Below are 16,591 nucleotides of genomic sequence, written 5' to 3'. Positions count from 1 at the left end.
CACCTTTCGGAAACCGTTGCTGCCATCCAGGTAGGCTGTAATCGCTGTGAGCTTGAATTGCTCGGTGTACTTACCCATAGATCCCCCAAGGGTTGGATTGGTGTCCAACTTCTTGGGGGCAGTCCAGGGACCGCGCCAGCTTTTAGAAGGTGAGCATGGCAGTTCCTACCACAGGACGGGCGTCTACTTCTGGAAATTGGCAAAGCGTAACCTGAAGAGCTGCGCGGTCGCGGTGGGAGCCGGCTTGCCGGCGATGGGCTGCGCAGCAGCCCCCTGCTCGATTCCGTCGGACAAATCTTGTCCGACAATCACCACTTCCCTAGAATATTGCCCGCCGCAACCGGCCCTGCCTCAGCAGTAGCGCGAATGCCCACTCGATTACCGCGTCTCGCCCTCTACAGGTCGCACCCCGAACTGATCCTCAATCTGGGCAGTTGCATCGCCGTGCTCGCCATCGTGGGCATCGTCGGTTACCTGCTGGGGCGTGAGCGCGAGAGTGTCGAGCAATCGGCCATGCGCTCCTCCGGCAATATCGTCCAACTGATCGAAAGCGACATTCTGCGCAACGTCGAACTTTATGACCAATCCCTGCGCGGGCTGATCTGGGCCGTGCAGCACCCCGAACTGCTGCAGGTCACGCCCAGCCTGCGCCAGCAGATCCTTTTCAACCAGACCTTCGCGGCCCCGGTGCGCGGCGATATTCTCTGGCTCAATGCCAATGGCGACGTCGTGGCCGACTCCACCAGCGTGACCCCACGCCAAGCCAATTTCGCCGATACCTTCGACTTCCGGGCCCATCGCCGCAACCCTGACCTGGGGTTGTTGATCAGCCCGCCATTCAAGGCGCGGCTCGGCGACCTTGACTGGTGCATCAGTTTCAGCCGGCGCATCCCCGCAGCCGATGGCAGCTTTGCCGGGCTGGCCGCCGGCGCCCTGCGCCTCTCCTATTTCAACGAACTGTTCCAGCGCCTTGATATCGGCCATGAAAGCAGCATCAACCTGCTCAACGTCGATGGCCAACTGCTCGCCCGCCAGCCACAACGCGACCAAGACCCGTTGATCGGCACCAGCGTCGCCGACCGGCCCAACTTCAAGCGCATCCTCGGCGAGCGCAGCGGCAGCTTTACAGCCCGCTCCAGTTTCTATGGCACCCAGCGCATGTACACCTTCGCCCGGGTCGCCGACCTGCCGTTGATCGTACTGGTGGTGCACTCAAGCGATGAGGTGTTCCAGTCATGGCGCCGCACGGCGGTGGTGGTCAGTATCGCCACCGGCGTGCTGTGCATCGGTATTCTCTGGCTTACCCTGCTGCTGGGTCGCGAATTGCGCCGCAGGCATGAGGCTGAACAGGGCCTGGCCACATTGGCGGCAACCGATAGCCTGACCGGCCTGGCCAACCGCCGCCGTCTGGATCAGGTGTTGCGCCAGGAATGGGCGCGCGCCCAGCGCAACCGTAAACCGTTGGCCGTGCTGATGGTGGATGTGGATCACTTCAAGGCATTCAACCAGCGCCACGGGCACGCCGGGGGCGATCATGCGTTACGTGAAGTGGCCAAGACGATCGAACAGTGCATACGACGCCCGGCAGACTTGGCGGCGCGATACGGGGGGGAGGAATTTCAAGTGGTTTTGCCGGAAACCGAACTGTCCGGTGCCCGTCTGCTGGCGGAAAGGATCCGTACCCATGTCGCGGCACTGGCCCCCTTTGCCGATGATGCCCACGCGGTGACGGTGAGCATCGGCATCAGCGTCCACACCCCCGGCACCCAGCAAGATCTGGCGACCATGCTGGGGGCCGCGGATGAGGCGCTCTACCGGGCCAAAGCCAAGGGCCGAAACCGGGTAGAGGGCCCTGAGGTTTAGGAGCGGGCGCGTGCGGCGTTGCGCAGTGCCTTCACCTGGTCGTGGTTACGCTGTACGCCCTGCAGTTGCTTTTCAACGAGCATATAGCTCTGGTCGGTGGCAGAACGGCCCAGCTTGACCAGTTTCTCACGGGCTTCCTTGTAGGCTTTGAGGGCATGGTCTTCGCCGCGTTCGACTTCGTTGAGCACGGCCTCGTCATCCTTACCGGTAACCATCGACTTCAGGTTCACCCAGCCGCGGTGCAGGTCGCCGCTGATGCTGGTGGAGGTTTCCGGGTCGCCGCCCAGGCGACGCACTTCACTCTGCAGTTCGCTCGCTGCATTGCCGCACTCGCCAGCGCGTTGGGCGAAGAAGGATTTCAGCTCCGGGTTCTTCACATCGTCAGCCGAAGTTCTGAACCCTTTCTCGCCGTCCTTGCTGTACTCGATCAGGTCGTTAAGCACGTGGATTACGTCTTTGTTGAGATCGCTCATGGCTGAAACTCCTTGGCAGGTAATAGTCATGTAAACAGGAGCAGCCTTCGTGCCAAACCGACGAATAAATAAAAAAGCTTAAAAAACAATAAGTTGCTTGAAGAGTGGAAACCATGGAAAATGGCGTTATGCATGATTGCCGCTTGGGTGCTCGTGCAGATTGCAGTATGGTCGGCGCACGTCTACTGCCAGGTATTACCGATGAAACCGGAAACCCTCGAACTGCTGGTAATCCGCACCATGCCCTTTGGCAAATACCAAGGCCGGATCATCGCCGACTTGCCGGGTGACTACCTGGCATGGTTTGCGCGCAAGGGGTTTCCGGCGGGTGAGCTGGGCGGGTTGCTGGCGTTGATGCACGAGGTCGATCACAACGGCCTGGGGGATCTGCTGGTGCCGCTGCGGCAAAAGCACCGGCGCTGAGCCTGTTGCGCACCCAGATGCGCGTGGGTCCCGTCGAGCTACATCTGGGCTATGGGGGCTGCTGCGCAGCCCATCGCCGGCAAGCCGGCTCCCACCCCGACCGCGCAGCTCCTTAGACCTGCGTTGTACCTGTGCAAGCAACTGGCTTGCTCAACGTCTAAAAGCTGGCGCGATTGGACTGCCCCCAAGAAGCTGGCCACCGATCCAACCCTTGCCCTGAAGAGGACTGGTGTACCTGGCGGGCCGGCGTACCCGCGCTGAGGCCAGTGATGGTCGAACCACCTAGCCCTTGGCCGGCGCCACGACCATTTCCACCCGCTCGCTCTTTTTGATCAGCGCATACACCACCGCTGTCAGCAGGCTACCCGCGACGATGGCCAGCAGGTACAGCAGCGCATGGTTGATCGCGTTGGGAATCAGCAGCACGAACAGCCCGCCATGGGGCGCCATCAGCTTGCAACCGAAGTACATCGACAGCGCGCCGGTCAACGCGCCGCCGGCGATACTTGCCGGGATGACCCGCAGCGGGTCTTTGGCAGCGAACGGGATGGCGCCTTCGGAAATGAAGCACAAACCCAGCACCAGAGCGGCCTTGCCGGCCTCGCGCTCGGTTTGGGCGAACTTACGCCGGGCCAGGAACGTGGCGATGCCCAGGCCGATCGGCGGCACCATGCCCGCCGCCATGGTCGCCGCCATCGGCGCGTAGCTCGAGGATGCCAGCAGCCCTACCGAAAAGGCATAGGCCGCTTTGTTGATCGGCCCGCCCAGGTCGATGCACATCATCCCGCCAAGCAGCAGCCCCAGGAGGATGGCGTTGGTGGTGCCCATGCTGTCGAGAAACTGCGTCAGGCCTTCGAGCATGGCGGCCACCGGCTGGCCGACCACATAGATCATCACCAGGCCTGTGAACAGGCTCGCCAACAGCGGAATGATCAGGATCGGTTTGAGTGCATCGAGGCTGCTCGGCAGGCGTGCCCAGCGGGCAATGGCTTTGGCGCTGTAACCGGCGAGAAAACCCGCGACGATACCGCCGATGAAACCGGCCCCCAGGGTGCTGGCCAGCAGCCCGCCGATCATGCCGGGCGCAAGGCCCGGGCGGTCGGCGATGGACCAGGCGATGTACCCCGCCAGCAACGGCACCATCAGCTTGAATGCAGCCTCGCCGCCGATCTGCATCAATGCCGCCGGCAGGGTGCCCGGCTCCTTGTAGGCCTCGATACCGAAGACGAACGACAGAGCGATCAGCAAGCCGCCTGCCACCACCATCGGCAGCATGAACGAAACACCTGTCAGCAAGTGTTTATAAACACCGGTTTTCTCGCCCTTGCCGGCACTTGCAGCGGCTGCAGTGTCAGCTGCGCTTTCCACCTTGGCTTCGGCCAGGGCCTTGTCCAGCGTGGCACGGGCCTGCTTGAGGGCGATGCCGGTTCCGCAACGGTAGATACGCTTACCGGCAAAACGCGCGGTGGGCACTTCGATATCGGCAGCCAGCAGCACCACGTCGGCTTCGGCGATGGCCTGGGCCGACAGCGGGTTACGCGCACCGACCGAACCTTGGGTTTCTACGGTGAGTTGATAGCCAAGCTGTTGCGCTGCCTGCTGCAACGCTTCGGCTGCCATGAACGTATGCGCCACGCCAGTCGGGCAGGCAGTGACCGCAACGACCTTGGCCCCAGCAGTGGCCATCGGCTGTTCGGCCTGATGAGTAACGGCCTGTACCTGGGCCTTCGCCGCCGCCTCGTCGAGGAAACCTTCACGGTCGGCCAGCGCTTGCGCCGGTGTGCTCTGGAACAAACGCTTGCCGGCGAAGCGGGCCAGGTCGACCGGCCCGGTGCTGACAACCAGCACCCAGTCGGCATCCGCGATCTGCGCGGCGCTCAGTTGGCGGTCGGGATGTTCGGCATCCTGCACTTCCACGCAGGTTTTCCAACCGCGGCGCTGGGCAGCAGCGGCCAGCAGGCGCGCACTCAGCACGCTGGATACCTGGCCGTTCGGGCAGGCGGTGACAATGGCAATGTTCATCGGCGAGCCTCTTGTTGTTCTGTCAGTTGCACGGCGGCCTCCAGGCGCGCCAGTTGCTCGCGGTCACGGATACCGAAGCCGACCTGGGTCACGGCCTGGGCGGCGATGGCCGTGGCGCGGCGCAGGGTATGCCCAGGCGCCTCAGCCAGCAGCAAGCCGTGAACCATGCCGGCTACCAGCGAGTCGCCCGCGCCGACCGTGCTGGCAACACGCACTTGCGGTGGCTGGGCGTGCAGTGTGCGGCCAGCCGTGAACCAGCTGACGCCCTGCTCCCCTGCCGACACCACCACATGCTCGACACCCGTGGCCAGCAGCCGTTGGGCGGCAGCCTGCTGTTCGGCAGCGCTGTGCACGTCAAGGCCAAGCACTTCGCCCAGTTCTTCGGTGTTGGGTTTGACCAGCCAAGGGGCGCTGTCCAGGCCGGCGCGCAGGGCCGCACCGCTGCTGTCGAGGGCAACCTTCAGGCCTTGGCCCTTGAGCTGTTCGAGCAACCGGGCGAACCAATCAGGGCTGATACCGCGTGGCAGGCTCCCCGCCACCACCACGGCGTCATGTTGGGGAGCCACCTGCTCAAGCAGGCGCAGCAGGGCCTCGCAAGCAGCCTCATCGACCTGCGGGCCTTGGCCATTGATATCGGTCACACGGCCATCGGCTTCGACCAGTTTGAGGTTGCTGCGTGTCTCGCCCGGCACACGCACGAAGCAATCGGCAAAGCCGCGCCATTGGATCAACGCCTCGAACGGTTGCAGGTTGTCCTGGCCCAGGAAACCAGCGACGGTCACGCTGTGCCCGAGGTCGGCCAGTACCTGGGCCACGTTCAACCCTTTACCCGCGGCATGGCTGTGCTGGTCCTGGGCGCGGTTGACGTGCCCGGGGCGCAGCGCATCGAGGCTTACGGTGATGTCCAGCGCCGGGTTCAGGGTCAGGGTAAGGATCTTGGCCATTCAGTAACGCTCCACCAGCGCGCGAACCGCTGCGGCGCTGTCCTGTTGCAGGGCCTCGCGCGCCAGGGCGCGGGCCGTCTGGTGATCGGCCTGGCGAACCAGTGCCTTGACTTCGGCAACGCTGCGCGCGGCCACGCTCAGTTCGTCCACGTCCAGGCCCAGCAGCACCGCCACCGCCTGCGGGTCGGCGGCCAGTTCACCGCACACGCCTACCCACTTGCCCTCGGCATGGGCGGCGCGCACGGTCATGTCGATCAGGCTCAGCACCGCCGGGTGCAGGCCGTCGGCCTGGGCCGACAGGCTGGGGTGGCCACGGTCGATGGCCAAGGTGTATTGGGTCAGGTCGTTGGTGCCAATACTGAAAAAGTCCACTTCGCGGGCCAGTTGTGGCGCCAGCAACGCGGCGGACGGCACTTCGACCATGATGCCCAGTTGCAGGTCGGCTACCGGTATTTCTTCACGCAGGCGCTCGACCATGGCCCTCGCCTCCCGCCATTCGTGCACTTGGCCGACCATCGGGAACATGATGCGCAACGGGCGCTGATCAGCGGCGCGCAGCAGGGCTCTGAGCTGGTCTTCCATGATCTGCGGGCGCTGCAAGGTCAGGCGCACGCCGCGCACACCGAGAAACGGGTTTTCCTCGGCAGCGATCGGCCAATAGGGCAACGGTTTGTCCCCGCCCACATCGAGGGTGCGCACGACCAGGGGTCGCCCGCCCAGCCCATCCAGCACACGGCGGTACTCGGCTTCCTGGGTGGCGACATCCGGCGCCTGCGAGTGGGCCATGAAGATCAGCTCGGTGCGCAGTAGGCCGATACCTTCGGCGCCCTGCTCCACCACCTTGTCGATGCCGCCGCTCTGGCCGATATTGGCGAATACCTCGACGGCATGGCCATCACGGGTTACCGCGGGCTCATGACGGTTGGCCCAGGCTGCTTGCAGGCGCTGTTCGCGCAGGTCGCGCTCGGCCAGCGCACGTTGCAGCTCATCGGCTGGCGGGGCGACGCTGACCACGCCGCGCTGGCCATCGAGCAACAGCGGCGTACCGGCTTCGAGCAGCAGCAGCGCCGCCCCCGCGCCGACCACCGCCGGGATGCCCAGGGCCCGCGCGACGATCGCGCTGTGTGCGGTTGCGCCGCCATGGGCGGTGACGATACCGGCAACCCGCGCCGGGTCCAGGCGGGCAACATCCGAGGGGCCGACCTCGCCCATCACCAGCACATAGGGTTGATCAGGCTCGGCCTGCGTCTGCACACCGCACAACTGCGCCAACACCCGGCGGCCGATGTCTCGCAGGTCGGCGGCACGCTCGGCGAGCAGCGCATCATGCAGCGCCTCCTGTTCGCGGGCCGCCGCTTCGATAACGGCCATCCACGCGGCGGCGGCGCTCTCACCCTGGGCCAGACGCAGCTCGACATCGTCGGCCAGTGCAGGGTCGGCGAGCATTTCCTGATGGGTGACGAAGATCTCGCCAACGGCCTTGTCGCTGCGCTGCACCAAGGCCTGCAACTCGGCGTTCACTGTCTCCAGTGCCCGGCGCAGCTTGGCCCGCTCCTGCGCCGGCGATTCGCCACGCAGGGGGTAATCGATGTCGCGCTCGACGCAGACGTGGGCGGGCCCACTGGCAATGCCCGGGGCCGCAGCCACCGCCTGGATACGGCTACCGGCAGCCGGCGCCTGCAACACCTCGACAGGCTCCGGGCTCACCGCAGCCGTGGTTTTCGGCAAAGGCTCGACGTCCTCACCCAAGCCCTGCTCGATTGCCGCCAGCAGTGCTGGCAAAGCATCAGCGGCAATGGACGGCTCGGCCAGCAGCTCCAGTTCCTGGCCACGCCGTGCGCCGAGGCTGAGCAGCTTGCTCAGGCTCTTGACCGACACCGCAGGTTGCGCGCTGTCCAGCACTCGCAGGCGGATTTCGCCCTCGAAACCCTTGGCCAACTGCGCGAGGATTTTTGCCGGGCGGGCGTGCAGGCCATGTGGATTGGCCAGCACGATACGAGCGCTGGGCCAGTCGGGCGCGGTCTCGCCACCGAGCACCTCCAGTACCGCGCGGCTGCTGGTGGCCTGGTAAAGCGTTTGCCCACGCCCCTCGATCAGCACCTCGCACAGGCGCTCGAGCAGCGCCTGGTGGGCTGCACCGAGGCTGGCCAGGCAAAACAGGCCATTCAGTGGCTGGTCGCGGTAGCGCAGCGGCTGCTGGGGAGTGACGAAGGCCAAGCCAGGCTGACGGACCTGCCGCTCGCTGTGCAGCCACCAGAGCCCCTCGCCCAGGGGCAGAGGCTCGGCCTGCTGCAGCACGGCCGCAAAACCATTGTCGACACACCCGGCACGTTGCAAGAGGCGGGCACCGCGCCAGGCCAACTCGTCGAAGTCTTCGGCGGGCAGGTTCAGGCTGACCAGTTGCGCATCCAGCGCCAGCGCCTGGGGTGCGCCCTGCAGCAGCTTGAGCAGCGCTTCGGCGGAACTGGCACGGCGCAGGGCTTCGGCCAGGTCGGTTTCGCCCAGGGCGCGGGTCAGCAATTGCAGCAAACGCAGGTGCTCGTCGGAGCGTGCGGCAATGCCGATGGCCAGGTAGACGATCTGCCCGTCCCCCCAGTCCACGCCTTCAGGAAACTGCAGCACGCGCACGCCAGTGGCATACACCAGGTCGCGGGTCTGCGGCGTGCCGTGGGGGATGGCGATACCTTGGCCCAGGAATGTGGAGCCTTGCGCTTCGCGCGCCTGCAGGCCCTGCAAATACCCTTCGGCGACCAGGCCGTCAGCGACCAGTCGATCCGCCAGCAGGCGCAGGGCCTGGCCTTTGTCGGTAGCCGTCTGGCCCATGGCTATCTGCTCTTTGGCGAGCTCGAGCATGACCTTCTCCTTTTGCAGCCCCTGCGTGCACTTTTGCACCGGGTACTGAGGTATTGTTGTGAAATTCACGTATTCAGCCAGTCAAAGGCCTTGCACGAGCGGCAGGCAAGGCAGAAAAATTAATAGCTGAAACGTTTAATCTGACCAAGCGGCCACGTTACTCGATAATCTTCCGGGGAAAAAGCCCCATCCTGTCGGACAATTGCGACAATGGTCGTCTGCGCGTGGCAACCAGCCCGGGTCAAACTGCCCGGTCTGGTGGTATAGCCCGCCCCGGTAATAACAAGGAAAATTCGGTGAAACTCAGCGATATCGCCCGTCTGGCTGGTGTGTCCGTGACCACTGCCAGCTACGTCATCAATGGCAAGGCCGAACAGCAGCGCATCAGCAACAGCACCGTCGAGCGGGTGCGTGCGGTGGTCGAGGCCCACGGCTTCACGCCCAACCCCCAGGCTGCGGGCCTGCGCAGCCGGCACACCCGTACCTTGGGCTTCATTCTGCCGGACCTGGAAAACCCCAGCTACGCTCGCATTGCCAAGCAGCTGGAGCAAGGCGCCCGCGCCCGTGGCTATCAACTGCTGATCGCCAGCAGCGATGACCGGCCCGACAGTGAGCGCCAACTGCAGCAACTGTTCCGTGCCCGGCGTTGCGATGCCTTGTTCGTCGCCAGTTGCCTGCCCCCGGAAGATGACAGCTACCGTGAACTGCAGGACAAGGGCCTGCCGGTGATCGCCATCGACCGGCGCCTGAACCCGGCACACTTCTGTTCGGTCATCAGCGATGATCGCGATGCCAGCCGCCAGTTGGCCGATAGCCTGCTGGCCACGGCACCGCGCAGCATCGCGCTGATCGGCGCGCGCCCGGAGCTGTCGGTCAGCCAGGCCCGTGCGGGCGGCTTCGACGAAGCGATGCAGGGTTTTAGCGGGGACGTGCGCCGTTATCAGGGCGAGGCATTCAGCCGCGAATGCGGCCAGCGCTTGATGCAGCAGCTGATCGACGAGCTGGGCGGCCTGCCGGATGCCTTGGTCACGACGTCCTACGTGCTGCTGCAAGGCGTGTTCGACACCCTGCAGGCGCGCCCGGCCGATTCGCGCCTGCTGCACCTGGGCACCTTCGGTGACAACCAGTTGCTCGATTTCCTGCCGCTGCCGGTCAATGCCATGGCCCAGCAACACGGCCTGATCGCCGCCACCGCCCTGGAGCTTGCCTTGGCGGCCATCGAGGACAAACGCTACGAACCCGGCGTGCATGCCGTCGCCAGAACCTTCAAGCAACGTATCACTGTGGCCTGAACATGCGCCTGATCGACACGCACACCCACCTTGACTTCCCCGACTTCGATGCCGACCGCACGCGCCTGCTGGCCAGTGCGCAGGGGCGTGGGGTGGAGCGCATGGTCGTGCTGGGGGTTGATCAGGCCAATTTCCAGCGGGTGTGGGACCTGGCCTGCAGCGATGAGCGCGTGCGCGCAGCGCTTGGGTTGCATCCGGTCTACCTGGAGCAGCATCGCCCCGAGCACCTGGTGCAGTTGCGTCAATGGCTTGAACGTCTGGATGGCGATCCGCGGCTATGCGCCGTGGGCGAATTCGGCCTGGACTACTACATCGAAACGCTGGACAAGGCGCGCCAGCAAGCGCTGTTCGAAGCCCAATTGCAGATGGCCTGTGACTTCGAACTGCCCGCCCTGCTCCACGTGCGCCGCAGCCATGCTCAGGTAATCGCCACGCTCAAGCGCTACAAGCCGGCGCGGGCAGGGATCATCCACGCCTTCGCCGGCAGTTACGAAGAAGCGCGCGAATACATCAAGCTGGGTTTCCGCCTGGGGCTGGGTGGCGCCGCAACCTGGCCGCAGGCTGTGCGCTTGCGCAAGACCCTGCCGCGCCTGCCGCTGGAGAGCATCGTGCTGGAGACCGACGCCCCGGACATGGCCCCGGCGATGTTTGCCGGTGAGCGAAACAGCCCGGAGCATCTGCCAGAGATCGCCCAGGCATTGGCCGAGGTGATCGGCATTGATGTGCAGTTGCTGGCCGAAGCCAGCAGCACAAATGCCTGTGAGTTGTTTGGCTGGTAGTCCTGGCACAGGCTCGGCCCGTGCACAGGCCGGCACTGGCTAAACCCTGAACGCGCCAATCAAGCGTTTCAACTCCACCACCTGCTCCGACAATGCCCGGCTGGCATCCTCGGTCTGGCAAGCGCCCAACGAGGTGTCCTGCGCCGCCTGGTTGATCGCCACGATGTTCTGGTCAATGTCATGGGCCACCGCCGTCTGCTGCTCTACCGCCGCCGCTATCTGCTGGTTCTGCTCGACGATGCCGCCTACCGCGCCAAGGATGTTGCCAAGCGCCTGTTGCACCTGGCGTGCCTCCTCGACCGTGCCCGCAGCCATCTGATGGCTGCTGCCCATGGCGCGAACCGCTGCCCCGACACCGTCCTGCAAACGCTGGATCATCTGCGCAATCTGCGCAGTGGAGTCCTGGGTACGTTTGGCCAAGGTACGCACTTCATCAGCGACCACGGCAAACCCCCGCCCTTGCTCACCGGCCCGGGCCGCCTCGATAGCAGCGTTGAGCGCCAACAGGTTGGTCTGCTCAGCGATACTGCGGATCACTTCAAGGACCTGGCTGATCGCCTGGCTGTCGTCAGCCAGCTGATTGATCGCCAACACGGTCTGGTCGATTTCGGCAGCCAGCCGGCCAATGCTGCCTTGCTGCTCTTGCACCAAGGTGCGGCCATTGGCACTTTCGTGATTGACCTGCTGCGCACCATCGGCGGCCAAGGCAGCACTGCGCGCCACCTCCTGCGCAGTGGCGCTCATCTGGTTCATCGCCGTGGCCACCTGCTCGATCTGTTCACGCTGGCCGCTCACGGACTGGCTGCTGCGTGCCGATACGGCCAATACCTGCCCGGCCTGCGCTTCGACCGCCACAACGGTGTGGCCAACCTGCTCGATCAGGCAACGGATCCGGCGCACGGTTTCGCTGAAGCCCTGCGCCAGTTCGCCCAGTTCATCGCGGCTGTGGGCGTTGAAACTGACCGTCATGTCACCGGCCGCCACCTTGTCCATCGCGCCACCCAGCTTGCGCAGCGTCGTGCGGGTCGACACATAAAAGCCGCCGTAGAGGTAGAGGATCAGCGCGAAGACGCCCGCCAGCACCGCCACCAGGGCGACCATGCGCAGGCGCTGCTGGCCAAGACGCTCCTGCAACTGCAGTTGCAGATGCCCAAGGACTTGATCGTTCAGTTGGTAGGTGTGAGCCATCAGCTCACTCACCTGTTGATAGAAGGGGAGCCATGGCGCATCCAGGGTTTCAGCGACCACCACACGCTCTTCGAACAACGCGGCGGCTTGTTTGACGGAAGCTTTGCTGGCCTGCGCAGCGGCGCTCATGGCCGCGGGGACGCTGGGGTCACTGGCCAGGGCTTCATCCACCCGCATGCCATAGTCCGCCGCCAAACGCTCCAGACGCTGCAGCAGGTCTTCGAAGCGCACGCTGCCGGACGAGTCGATGAACCCTCGGCCAAGTGCAATGGCGCCCATCGCCCTGCCCTCGCCCAGGGCCAAAGTCACCTGTGCGGTGGCGGTGCCGAGCAATTCGCTCAACTGGCGCACCGAAACCTGGCTGTCCTGGCTCAGGCCGGACTGGCTGGCCACCAGTTTGCTCAGCACCTGTACTTGGCCCAGCAACTTGTCGAAGAGGGCGACCTTGGCCTGCAAAGAGGTTTCGGCCTGGGCACTGGCAAAAGCGCCGGCCAGCTCGTCGAGCTTTGCCTGAGGAACCGACTCATGGCCTTGCAGGGCCTGCACCTGTGCCTGGACCTTGTCCTGCAAGGCAGCGATGCGCGACTCCAGGTCGCCGGCCTGGCCCGACTGCCCGAGCACGGCATTGATCTGCATGAGGTTGCCGAGGGTTTCCATGTCGGCGCGCAATACCAGGCTGCCACTCAATGGGGTGATGCCCTGCAATTGAGCACGGGTTGCCTGGAACTGCTGATAGGCGTCGCGCACCAGGTAGCTGCTGGTGGCGAGCATGGGCAGGAAGAACAGGGCGCTGATGAGGCTGAACTTCTGGCCGAAGCTCAGCCGGTTCATCAGTGCGATTGCCGGGTAGAGCAGACGCTTCACGGGGCACCTCCTTGAATTCTTGTTGTTCTGCGAGGGGTAGCACTAGGCCACCTGTATAACGCAGATCGAACCGGAGGTTTGTAACTTAAGGTTAACCGGCGCTCAGACCAGCACCGTCCACAGCGCAAAGCCCGCGTACCACAGCACCGCACAGCGCAGCAGCAGCTCCCACAGGCTATCGAGCCGGGCCACACCAGGCTGGCTGTCCTCTTGCTCGGGAATGTCATCGGCAACCCGCCCGACCCTGGCCACCAGGTGCCCGGCGCTGATATGCCAGTTGAGCAGTTCGTGCAGCATCACGCGGGTCACTGCGACGAAATTGCCAACCAGGGCAAAACTCAGGGCCAGCACGCGCACTGGAAGCCAGTCCATGATGTGCCGCAGCTGCTCGGCACGGGCCTTCAGCGCAGGTTGGTTACTGTTATCGCCTGTCAGCGCCAGCAAGCGATAGGCCAACGCCGCCCCGGGGCCGAGCACGAAGTACCAGAAGATCACAGCGAAGAAACTCTGATAGGCCTGCCACAACAAGTAGCCTTGCACGCGCACCAGCAACACCTGGGCTTCATCAGCCTCCAGGCCCAGGTCGCGCTCGGCCACATGCAGCGCGGCCTGGTCGTCGCCGCGCCGCCAGGCATCGCGAAGCGGGCCCAAGGCAGCCTTGGCATCGCCGCGGCCCAGGCTGTAGATCAGCACCAGCAGGTGCACTGGCAGCGCCAGCAACCCATAGGCCACCGGGTCGAGCACGTGCAGCAGCAGCACCAGCACCGCCACGGGTGCAAGCACCAGGATGGCCAAGCTCCACCAGGGATGCACCCGCCCGCTGCGCTCCAGGCGCACCAGCTCGCCCAGGAAGAAGCCATCGCGCTGTACCTGATGGCGCAGCGCCGAGAACTTCTCGACCCACAACGCCAGTATCAACACCAGAAAACTCATGCCTTGTCCTCGTTGTGCTGCACGGCGGCACGGTAACGCTGCCAGTCGAATGCCGGGCCGGGATCGGTCTTGCGCTGCGGGGCAATGTCGCTATGGCCACGGATCCGGCCCAGGTCGATAGCTGGCCAAGCCGCCTGAATCTGCCGGGTGAGTTGCTCCAGCGCACGGTACTGGGCATCGCTGTAAGGCAGGTCGTCGGTACCTTCCAGCTCGATACCGATGGAAAAGTCGTTACAGCCTTCTCGGCCGTCAAAACACGACACACCCGCATGCCAGGCACGGTCCAGCAACGACACGAATTGGGTCACCGCACCGTCGCGTTCCACGAACAGGTGCGCCGATACGGTCAGGTGGCTGATGCTGGCAAAGTAGGGATGTTCGTCGGGGTCCAGGCGGTTCTGGAAGAACTGTTGGACTTTGCCGCTGCCGAAGCAGGCCGGCGGCAGGCTGATGTTGTGGATCACCAGCAGGGAAATCGATTCGCCCTCGGGTCGCGCGTTGAAGTTCGGCGAAGGGCAGTGGGTGATTCCGTTTCCGTGGAACCAGCCGGTGGCACGGTCCAATTGCATGGGGCAGTTCCTGAAGAACGCTAGGTACAGAGGCGCAGTATGCCCTGCCAGTATCGCGCTTTGCATGTGAATCTGCAGCAGCAGGTCAATGAACCTGCTGCTGGCGCAAGCTTTCCAGCACGCTCTCCAGTGCCCGCTCGAACAGCAGGCCGTCGTCCAGTAGCCGCACCTCACCAAGGCGCAGTGCTTGAGCGAGGCCCAGCAGGTTCCACTCGCGTACCTTCATGCCGGTGCGGTTGGCGAATACCAGGCGGTCACTGCTGTCGATACGCGCCACCAGTTTGCAGCGCAACGGCTCGTCATCGTCGAGCACTTCTATCCACGCGCCGATGCGCAGGCGTTGCACCGCACGCAGCTGCGCGGTGTGCTCGTCGTGCGGGTGCAGCGGCGTACAAGCGGGCTCTTCGGCCATTGCCAGCACGATGTCCTCAGCCACCAGCACTGCGGCCAGGGCCTGATCGTCTGGGGCAGGCGGCAGTTCGGCCCCGGCGCAGGCACGCAGGTGCAGTTGCTCGAGCTGCTGGAAAAAGTCGCGGGTCGACTGCGAGTCCAGCGCCACGCCGGCCAACCCCTCGCGCAATGCCTTGAGCAGGCCGGGCACTTGCTGCAGCAGGGCCTGCGGATCACGCCGGGGGAGGATGCTGGCGAGCAAGGTGTCCATGGTCGCAAGGGCGTTGATCCACGCCGAGGAGCCCTCACCCTGTTTGAGCCATGCCAGCAGCAGCACCTGGCTCCAGGCTTGTACCAGCATCTGCACCACCGCTTGAGGCAGCACCTTACCGCGCAAGCGCTGATTGAGTACCTGTTGCACCTGCTGGCGAGCCTGCACCGCCCGCGCACGCCCTTCTTCGGCATCGCGGGTGCGCTGCTCGAGCAGTTCGTTGCGCCGCCGTTCATCCTGGCTGAAGGCCATGAAGTCCTCCAGCAGTTCGGCGAACACCGCCGCGTCCTCGGTGAAGTCGTTGAGCAGACGCTGGACGATGCGCTCTACCCGCAGGTGCAGGCTGTCACGCAGGCCTTCGCTGCCGGTCTCCCAGCCGATCGAGGCGGCAGCGATCTCATTGAGCAAGCGCCGGGCAGGGTGGCTGGCGCGGCTGAACAGCCCTTTGTCGAGCAGTGCCACCTTGAGCATCGGGATATGCAGGCGTGCAATCAGCGCCCGCAGGCTGTGCGGCAGGTTGTCATCGGCCTGGATGTAATCGAACAGCAGGCCGACCAGGTTGATCATGTCTATGTCGGCCGTGGCAATGCGCCTGCGGGTGCCACTGCGCACACTCACCCGCAACAGCAACTGTTCGAGCTGCTGGCCAAGGTCGAAATCGTCTTCGTCGAAGGTGGCCGGCACGTAGTGCTGCAAATGCGTGAGCAGGCGCAGCAGGTCGGCAGTGTTTATCGGCTGAGCCGTGGCAATCGATTGCAAGCGTGGCGCGATCCTCCCGCGTGCCGGTGCCAGCAGCCCCTGCAAGGAGGTGAAGAAAGCCTGCCCGGCACTGTCTGCGCCGATGGCCCCGTCAGGCCTGAGGCTGGCAGGCGCGCGCCGCGAGCTCAGGCGACGGTCCTCGGCACGCCGGCGCGGCGCAGGCGGCAGCTCAGCCAGCACGCCGGCAGCGGCCAACAACTGGTTGGCTTCGCCGTAGAGCACGTCGGTATCACGCAGCACATAGCGTTCGAACAGCTTCAGCAAGACCAGTTTGACCCGCAGGCCAACACCCAGATTACGCCCGGCTTCGAGGAAGTAGCCACATAATGCGCCAGGTGCGAGCGGGTTCTTTTGCGCGTCCAGGGTACATTCGAGCAGGGCCTGCAAACGCAGGCTCAACTGATCCAGGGCAAGCCCGTCACGCGACAGCACCTGCGCGACCATGTTGTCGATGGTCGCAGCCCGCTCCTGCTGAGCCTTGTTCCGCGGGTGATCGGCAACGGCTGCAAAACCCAGCGGCTCGGGCTGCCCGAGGCGGGCGAAAGTCTCGTAGAAGGTGTCGAGAAAGCCGCGCTCGATGCTCTTGCGCTTGAGGCGCAGGTCGCGCATGGCTTCGAAATAGAGGTTCTGATCGAAACGGTCGGCAGCCTTCTCGGCCATTTCAAAGAGGGTATCGTCAGCGTTGTCGAACAAGGCCTGCAAGCCTTGGCGCAATTGCAGCGCCGCCTTGTCGCGCACCTGCAGCAACAGCATCGGCAGACAAGGCAAGGGCGTGCGCGCACCTCGATCGATGGCGGCCGCCAAGGGCACCACCTTGCCTTCTTTATGCATCCCGAACTCCTTGCTGGGCGACGTGTTCGATAAATATGAAAATCGTCAAAGCTATGACGCCAAATACTGGGCGCTATTATCGGTAAAAAAGCCGATCCCTGCCAGCGCCGCTTCACTCGCCGGTAAATGACTGTATT

The 16,591-nt window shown here is 64.4% G+C and carries 12 protein-coding genes and 1 pseudogene; 4 read left to right on the top strand and 9 right to left on the bottom strand.

From position 1 onward, the window contains the following. Positions 1-366: 366 nt before the first annotated feature. A complete protein-coding gene (locus JNA92_RS20560; RefSeq protein WP_241806372.1) occupies positions 367-1,863 on the top strand; it encodes a GGDEF domain-containing protein in 1,497 nt (498 codons plus the stop codon). On the opposite strand, the gene JNA92_RS20555 is transcribed toward JNA92_RS20560, so the two are convergent. After that, a complete protein-coding gene (locus tag JNA92_RS20555) occupies positions 1,860-2,336 on the bottom strand; it encodes a ferritin-like domain-containing protein (RefSeq protein WP_241806371.1) in 477 nt (158 codons plus the stop codon). The genes JNA92_RS20560 and JNA92_RS20555 overlap by 4 nt on opposite strands. A gap of 201 nt (positions 2,337-2,537) precedes the next feature. On the opposite strand from JNA92_RS20555, the gene JNA92_RS20550 reads away from it, so the two are divergent. Continuing rightward, positions 2,538-2,759 carry a DUF3820 family protein gene (locus tag JNA92_RS20550; RefSeq protein ID WP_012316204.1) on the top strand — a complete coding sequence of 74 codons (222 nt, stop codon included), beginning with the start codon at positions 2,538-2,540 and terminating at the stop codon, positions 2,757-2,759. Between the two features lie 282 nt (positions 2,760-3,041). Here JNA92_RS20550 and JNA92_RS20545 read toward each other — a convergent pair whose 3' ends face one another. Genes JNA92_RS20545 through ptsP form a run of 3 tightly spaced genes read right to left on the bottom strand, consistent with a single transcriptional unit; the run spans position 3,042 to position 8,578 of the window. Then, positions 3,042-4,781, bottom strand: a complete 1,740-nt coding sequence (locus JNA92_RS20545) for a PTS fructose-like transporter subunit IIB (protein ID WP_241806370.1) — start codon at positions 4,779-4,781, stop codon at positions 3,042-3,044. Beyond that, positions 4,778-5,725 (bottom strand): 1-phosphofructokinase, encoded by a 948-nt coding sequence (pfkB, locus tag JNA92_RS20540; RefSeq protein ID WP_241806369.1) that lies wholly within the window; start codon positions 5,723-5,725, stop codon positions 4,778-4,780. Before pfkB ends, JNA92_RS20545 begins: the two co-directional genes overlap by 4 nt. Further along, complete coding sequence (gene ptsP / locus JNA92_RS20535; RefSeq protein WP_241806368.1) at positions 5,726-8,578, bottom strand: phosphoenolpyruvate--protein phosphotransferase; 2,853 nt, start codon at positions 8,576-8,578, stop codon at positions 5,726-5,728. It lies immediately after the preceding gene. 296 nt (positions 8,579-8,874) lie between these two features. Here ptsP and cra point away from each other — a divergent pair, with 296 nt between their 5' ends. Together cra and JNA92_RS20525 are read left to right on the top strand one after the other, a co-directional pair. Next, positions 8,875-9,870 (top strand): catabolite repressor/activator, encoded by a 996-nt coding sequence (gene cra / locus JNA92_RS20530; RefSeq protein WP_241806367.1) that lies wholly within the window; start codon positions 8,875-8,877, stop codon positions 9,868-9,870. A gap of 2 nt (positions 9,871-9,872) precedes the next feature. Continuing rightward, the gene (locus JNA92_RS20525) at positions 9,873-10,649 is read left to right on the top strand and encodes a TatD family hydrolase (protein WP_241806366.1); all 777 of its coding nucleotides are present in this window, start codon (positions 9,873-9,875) and stop codon (positions 10,647-10,649) included. 39 nt (positions 10,650-10,688) lie between these two features. Here JNA92_RS20525 and JNA92_RS26190 read toward each other — a convergent pair whose 3' ends face one another. The 5 genes and pseudogenes from JNA92_RS26190 to JNA92_RS20505 all read right to left on the bottom strand — a co-directional run bounded on the left by JNA92_RS26190 (position 10,689) and on the right by JNA92_RS20505 (position 16,454). Then, a complete protein-coding gene (locus JNA92_RS26190) occupies positions 10,689-11,393 on the bottom strand; it encodes a methyl-accepting chemotaxis protein (protein ID WP_400626363.1) in 705 nt (234 codons plus the stop codon). A 153-nt stretch (positions 11,394-11,546) separates the two neighbouring features. Continuing rightward, positions 11,547-11,750 (bottom strand): annotated as a pseudogene (locus JNA92_RS26185) (HAMP domain-containing protein); the annotation flags it as partial. Between the two features lie 1,053 nt (positions 11,751-12,803). Then, positions 12,804-13,634 carry a regulatory signaling modulator protein AmpE gene (gene ampE, locus JNA92_RS20515; protein ID WP_241806364.1) on the bottom strand — a complete coding sequence of 277 codons (831 nt, stop codon included), beginning with the start codon at positions 13,632-13,634 and terminating at the stop codon, positions 12,804-12,806. Further along, a complete protein-coding gene (ampD, locus tag JNA92_RS20510; RefSeq protein ID WP_241806363.1) occupies positions 13,631-14,203 on the bottom strand; it encodes a 1,6-anhydro-N-acetylmuramyl-L-alanine amidase AmpD in 573 nt (190 codons plus the stop codon). The genes ampE and ampD overlap by 4 nt, the downstream gene beginning before the upstream one ends. Before the next feature lie 85 nt (positions 14,204-14,288). Next, positions 14,289-16,454: a DUF1631 domain-containing protein gene (locus JNA92_RS20505; RefSeq protein ID WP_241806362.1), complete on the bottom strand. Its 2,166-nt coding sequence runs from the start codon at positions 16,452-16,454 to the stop codon at positions 14,289-14,291. Positions 16,455-16,591 lie beyond the last annotated feature (137 nt).

It is taken from the genome of Pseudomonas putida (assembly GCF_022627325.1).
Taxonomy (GTDB): domain Bacteria; phylum Pseudomonadota; class Gammaproteobacteria; order Pseudomonadales; family Pseudomonadaceae; genus Aquipseudomonas; species Aquipseudomonas putida_X.
Note: the sequence above shows the minus strand (reverse complement) of the source record. Positions and strands in the feature narration are given on the sequence as shown.